Annotated in this window: 4 protein-coding genes and 1 rRNA gene (1 of these 5 cut by a window edge); all 5 read left to right on the plus strand. The window is 34.1% G+C overall.

Annotated features, from left to right (window positions below; translation table 11 throughout):
* The first annotated feature begins 53 nt into the window (after positions 1 to 53).
* Positions 54 to 1,175: a DEAD/DEAH box helicase gene (locus WHD54_RS11075; protein WP_088324919.1), complete on the plus strand. Its 1,122-nt coding sequence runs from the start codon at positions 54 to 56 to the stop codon at positions 1,173 to 1,175.
* 1 nt (position 1,176) lies between these two features.
* A complete protein-coding gene (locus tag WHD54_RS11080; protein WP_088324918.1) occupies positions 1,177 to 1,809 on the plus strand; it encodes a trimeric intracellular cation channel family protein in 633 nt (210 codons plus the stop codon).
* 196 nt (positions 1,810 to 2,005) lie between these two features.
* A complete protein-coding gene (gene ligA, locus WHD54_RS11085) occupies positions 2,006 to 4,003 on the plus strand; it encodes an NAD-dependent DNA ligase LigA (protein WP_088324917.1) in 1,998 nt (665 codons plus the stop codon).
* Positions 4,004 to 4,063: 60 nt separating this feature from the next.
* Positions 4,064 to 4,786: a DUF4294 domain-containing protein gene (locus tag WHD54_RS11090; protein ID WP_233131032.1), complete on the plus strand. Its 723-nt coding sequence runs from the start codon at positions 4,064 to 4,066 to the stop codon at positions 4,784 to 4,786.
* 691 nt (positions 4,787 to 5,477) lie between these two features.
* A 16S ribosomal RNA gene (locus WHD54_RS11095) occupies positions 5,478 to 6,790 on the plus strand; it runs 205 nt beyond the window's last position.

Below are 6,790 nucleotides of genomic sequence, written 5' to 3' on the forward strand. Positions count from 1 at the left end.
TTGTCTTTATTAAAACCATAAAAAGTATCTTTGCAAAAAAAAACAGAAATATAATGGCTTCATTTTCAGCTTTAGGTATTCAGCCTTCATATATTAAATCTATTAAAGAACTCGGAATTTTACATCCGACAGAAATACAAGAAAAGGCACTTCCGGTTTTGTTAAAATCCAACACCGATTTTATCGGTTTGGCACAAACAGGTACCGGAAAAACAGCTGCTTTTGGCTTGCCTATTTTACATCATATAAATACGAATTCAACTCATATTCAGGCATTAATCTTATCGCCAACAAGAGAGCTTGTTCAACAAATTAAAAAGCAACTTTTTAAATTTACAAAGTATAACGATACTAAAATTTTTGTAGAGGCTGTTTTTGGTGGAGAAAAAATTGATAAGCAAGTTCATAATTTAAAAAGAACTACCCACGTTGTTGTTGCTACTCCTGGGCGATTAATAGATTTAATAGAACGAGGCGATATTGATGTAAGTCATGTAAAAACAATTGTTTTAGATGAAGCAGATGAAATGTTAAGCATGGGTTTTAAACAAGATTTAAATCATATTTTAAAGTTTACCTCTAAATCTGATAGAAATACATGGTTGTTTTCGGCAACGATGCCAGAGGAAATTCAAAAAATTATAAAAACCTATATGGATGCCAATGCGCCAAGAGTAGAAATAAATAGAAGCTCTTTGGTAAATGAAAATATAAGACATCAATTTGTAAAAACAACTTTAAAGCAAAAAGTTTCAGACATCATTACTTTTATAGAAAAAAGAGAGGCACAAAGAGGTATTATTTTTTGTAGAACCAAAGCGGGAGCGCAAAATTTAGCAAATCAATTAAGTGAAGAGGGTTTTTCAGCTGCAGCTTTAGAAGGAGATATGCAGCAAAAAGAAAGAGATAAAGTGATGAGGGCTTTTAAAAATAAGAGTCTACAATACTTAGTATCTACAGATGTTTCTGCGCGTGGTATAGATGTAAGAGGCTTAGATTTTATCATACATCATCAACTCCCAGAACAACTAGAGTATTATACTCATCGTAGTGGTAGAACTGCCAGAGCAGGAAAAACTGGAATTTCTTTGGCGTTTATTTTGCCAAGTGAACTAGAGAAAATTCATCAAATTCAAAAAGAATTAAAAATAAAATTTACTCAAGTTACAGTATAAAATGACAGTTATTTATGTATTAGATATTTTAGGAACTTTTGCCTTTGCAGTTAGTGGAGTATTGGTTGCTGCAGATAAAAAGTTAGATTTATTTGGCCAAATAATTATAGCTTTTGTAACTGCTGTTGGTGGTGGTATGCTAAGAGATATTTTAATAAATGCGCATCCAATAAATTGGATTGGAGACCTAAACTATTTGTATACAATCTTTTTTGCAGTTCTTTTTACACTGTTATTTAAAAGTAAAATTGCATACTTAAGTAAAACAATGTTTTTGTTCGATACTGTTGGTTTGGGAGTTTTTACATTATTAGGTTTAGAAAAAGGACTATCTTATAGTTTGCATCCACTTGTGGCGTTAATAATGGGAATGATATCTGCTGTTTTTGGCGGAGTTCTTAGAGATGTTTTAACCAATAAAATACCTTTAATTTTCGAAAAAGAAATTTATGCATCTGCATGTTTGGCTGGCGGAATTACTTACTTAATCTTACATCATTTTTCTGCAGTTCCAGAGAACATTAACTTTGTAGTTTCTGCAGCCGTAGTTGTAGTAATTAGAGTAATTTCGGTAAAATATCATCTAGAACTGCCTGTTATTAAAAACGATTTGTTCACGAAATTTAAAAAATAACTATTCGTTATATTGCTCACTACTAAGTTTTACAAGTAAAAATTAAAGTAATTTGACTTGTAATTAGTAAACTTTTTAGAAAAAATAGATACGTAAACCTTTGTAATTTTATGTATTTTTATACCCTAATTTTATGTTTAATAAGTTATAATTAAACAATTACAATTTTAAATCAACGTTGCCTTTATTATACATGATGACTCCAGAGGAAAAAATAAATACACTAAGAAAAGCTTTAAACGAACATAATTACAATTATTATGTGTTAGACAATGCAACAATTTCTGATGTCGATTTTGATAAAAAAATAAAAGAATTGGAAGCGTTAGAAAAAGAATATCCTGCTTTTTTTGACGAAAACTCACCAACACAAAGAGTAGGAGGTGCCATTACCAAAAATTTTGAAACAGTAGTTCATCAAAACAGAATGTATTCTCTAGACAATTCTTACTCTTTAGAAGATTTGAAAGATTGGGAAAAAAGAGTCCAAAAAAATTTAGGTACAGACAAGATAACGTATACATGTGAGCTTAAGTTCGATGGAGCTTCTATTAGTTTAACATATAAAAACGGTCAGTTTGTAAAAGCTGTTACACGAGGAGATGGTTTTCAAGGAGATGATGTAACCGCAAATATTAAAACCATTCGATCTATTCCCTTATCTATAGGTGCTAATTTTTTAAATGATTTCGAAATGAGAGGCGAAATTATTTTACCATTAGATGGTTTCGAAAAAATGAACCAAGAAAGAGCAAAAAATGGAGAAGATTTATATAGAAATCCAAGAAATACCGCAAGTGGTAGCTTAAAGCTTCAAGATAGTGCAGAGGTAGCAAAAAGACCTTTAGATTGTTTGTTGTATCAAGTAGTTACTGAAGAAAGAAAATATTTAACTCATTTCGAAAGTTTAGAAAATGCCAGAAAAGCAGGTTTTAAAGTACCTAATACTATTCAGTTGGCAACCTCTATAGATGAAGTTTTTAAGTTTGTAAATTTTTGGGACAAGGAGAGGCATAACTTACCCTATGAAACCGACGGAATTGTAATTAAGGTAAATAATTTACGGCAACAAGAAGAATTAGGCTACACTGCAAAAGCCCCTCGATGGGCAATTGCTTATAAATTTAAAGCTGCTCAAGTTGCGACACTCTTAGAAGAAATAACATATCAAGTAGGTAGAACAGGAGCAATTACACCAGTAGCAAATTTAGCACCTGTACAATTGGCAGGAACTACCGTAAAAAGAGCTTCTTTGCACAATTCAGATCAAATAGAAAAATTAGATATTAGAGTAAATGATACTGTTTTTGTAGAAAAAGGAGGAGAAATTATCCCTAAAATTATTGCTGTAGATTTTTCAAAAAGACCAGAAAATTCCCAACCCACAGTGTATGCATCTCATTGTCCAGAATGTAACACAGCATTGATAAGAACAGAAGGAGACGCCAAACATTTTTGCCCTAATCAATTTGGTTGCGCACCACAAATTACAGGTAGAATTCAGCATTTTATATCCCGAAAAGCAATGGATATTGAAGGACTTGGTGGAGAAACAGTAGATCTGTTAAGAAAAGAAGGACTCATCCAAAATTATGCAGATTTGTATGATTTAAAAATTGAACAAATAATTCCATTAGATAGAATGGCAGAGAAATCTGCTCAAAACATTATAAATGGAATTGAAAAATCTAAACAAATACCATTTGAAAAAGTGTTATTTGCGCTCGGCATTCGTTTTGTAGGTGAAACAGTAGCAAAGAAATTGGCAAAACACTTTACATCTATAGATGCGATAATGACAGCCTCTTTTGAAGAATTAATTCAAGCAGACGAAATTGGAGATAAAATTGCACAAAGCATCATAGATTTTTCATCAGACCTTGGTAATATTCAGTTAATTAACAGACTTAAATCTTTCGGATTACAATTAGAGCTTTCCGCAGAAGCATTAGAAAACCAAACAAATAAACTAACAAGTCAAATTTTTGTAGTTTCTGGTGTGTTTTATCAAATGACAAGAAGCGAACTCAAAAAATCTATTGAAGATAATGGAGGTAAAGTAAGTTCGTCAATCTCTAAAAAAACAAACTATATAATTGCCGGAGACAATATGGGGCCTTCTAAATTAGCAAAAGCCAAAGAGCTAGGAATTGCAATAATATCAGAGCAAGATTATATAAATATGATTAATTAATAAAAATCTAATTGCTTTTAAGGTGCAACAAATATATTAATGGTTTATTTAAAATTAATTTTGAAAAAAATACTTTACCTATATATTATCCTATTAGTGTCAGCCGCTTTTGGTCAGGTAAAAGAGACAGACTCTTTACCCAATTATTCTGCAGAGTATATTTTTGTAAAGCCAGGCGATTCTCTAGTTATCGAATTAGACGAAATCTCCATACTTCCCAAACCTAAATTTAATTCTCAAGAAGATATTCGTTATTATTTATGGTTTAGAAAAAAGGTTTACAAAGCGTATCCATATGCAAAATTAGCCTCAGAAAGATTAGATTCATTAAATGCAAGACTTGCAAGAATTGACTCAAGAAGTAAAAAACGAAAATACACCAAGCTTATACAAGACTATATAGAAGGGGAGTTTGCAGCCCAAATAAAGAAAATGACCACTACAGAAGGTAGGGTTTTAATTAAGTTAATCCACAGACAAACAGGTAAAACTGCTTACGATAATATTAAAGGTATTCGAAGTGGCTGGAAAGCTTTTTGGTACAATACAACCGCTAATGTTTTTAAACTTTCCTTAAAATCTACATATAATCCTGCCCTAGAAAATGAAGACTATCTTATTGAAGACATTCTGCAACGAGCATTTTTAGAGGATAAATTAACACCTCAAGCCTCTAAACTCGATTTTAATTTTTCAGAAATTATTTCAAAAAAGAAAGCTAAAATTAATGTAGAAGAGTACAAACAAATGTTTGCTAAAATGAGATCCAAGCGCAGCAATTAGTTTTTTTTTTTTTTTTTGTGTGGGTTTCCTTTTTTTAAGAAAAGGTCAGGCTTTACATTATATCTTTTTTGGTTTTGTTTTTTTGCTGATTTATTTTTTTTCGAGGTATTTATTTTTATCTATAGTAATTGTATAGTTTCCAAAAAAGGATGCCATTTCAATCCTTAACCCTTGTTTTTAAAGTTGTTTTTTACTTTTTTAAAAATAGGATTCAATTTCTTGTGTTTGTGTTGCTTTTTTTTCTATCTTTAACCTCCTTTTTACCAGCTATTTACATTTTATTTTCAAAAAAGGCTAAAAAACGCTTTAAAAATAGTTGTGAGGTTTAAAATAGGGTGTATATTTGCACCCGCTAACGTCAATTTATTTTGGTTAGTGAAGTTCATTGCTTAGTTTGTTTTTTTTGCGAAAAAAAAAGTTTTTAATTTTTCTTGTGGTATTAAGAAATAAGTTTTAAGTTTGCACCCGCTAAGAAAACGGCTATAGTTCATTAAGGGATTTTGGAATAATTTTATTTAGGTAAAGTTAGTTAGTTCGAGTCTAACATTTCTACAATTTTAGTGTTTTAGGATACTAAATAAGTTCATTGAAAATATTGAAATTGACAGCGTAAACAAAGAGTAGAATAACCGCATTATTATATAATAGTGTAAATTCTTTTGAAACTTATTCATTCATATTATAAAGATATACAATGAAGAGTTTGATCCTGGCTCAGGATGAACGCTAGCGGCAGGCTTAACACATGCAAGTCGAGGGGTAACATTGTGCTTGCACAGATGACGACCGGCGCACGGGTGCGTAACGCGTATAGAACCTACCTTTTACTAGAGAATAGCCTTTAGAAATGAAGATTAATGCTCTATAGTATTTAGTTTCGGCATCGGGATTAATTTAAAGATTTATTGGTAAGAGATGGCTATGCGTCCTATTAGTTAGATGGTAAGGTAACGGCTTACCATGACTTTGATAGGTAGGGGTCCTGAGAGGGAGATCCCCCACACTGGTACTGAGACACGGACCAGACTCCTACGGGAGGCAGCAGTGAGGAATATTGGACAATGGAGGCAACTCTGATCCAGCCATGCCGCGTGCAGGAAGACTGCCCTATGGGTTGTAAACTGCTTTTATACAGGAAGAAACACTGGTATGTATACCAGCTTGACGGTACTGTAAGAATAAGGACCGGCTAACTCCGTGCCAGCAGCCGCGGTAATACGGAGGGTCCGAGCGTTATCCGGAATCATTGGGTTTAAAGGGTCCGCAGGCGGTCGATTAAGTCAGAGGTGAAATCCCATAGCTTAACTATGGAACTGCCTTTGATACTGGTTGACTTGAGTCATATGGAAGTAGATAGAATGTGTAGTGTAGCGGTGAAATGCATAGATATTACACAGAATACCGATTGCGAAGGCAGTCTACTACGTATGTACTGACGCTCATGGACGAAAGCGTGGGGAGCGAACAGGATTAGATACCCTGGTAGTCCACGCCGTAAACGATGGATACTAGTTGTTGGGGTTTACCTCAGTGACTAAGCGAAAGTGATAAGTATCCCACCTGGGGAGTACGGTCGCAAGACTGAAACTCAAAGGAATTGACGGGGGCCCGCACAAGCGGTGGAGCATGTGGTTTAATTCGATGATACGCGAGGAACCTTACCAGGGCTTAAATGTAGTATGACAGGACTAGAGATAGTTTTTTCTTCGGACATATTACAAGGTGCTGCATGGTTGTCGTCAGCTCGTGCCGTGAGGTGTCAGGTTAAGTCCTATAACGAGCGCAACCCCTGTCGTTAGTTGCCAGCATGTAAAGATGGGGACTCTAACGAGACTGCCGGTGCAAACCGTGAGGAAGGTGGGGATGACGTCAAATCATCACGGCCCTTACGTCCTGGGCCACACACGTGCTACAATGGTATGGACAATGAGCAGCCATCTGGCAACAGAGAGCAAATCTATAAACCATATCACAGTTCGGATCGGAGTCTGCAACTCGACTCCG

The sequence above is a fragment of the Polaribacter tangerinus genome (assembly GCF_038024095.1).
Lineage (GTDB): Bacteria > Bacteroidota > Bacteroidia > Flavobacteriales > Flavobacteriaceae > Polaribacter > Polaribacter tangerinus.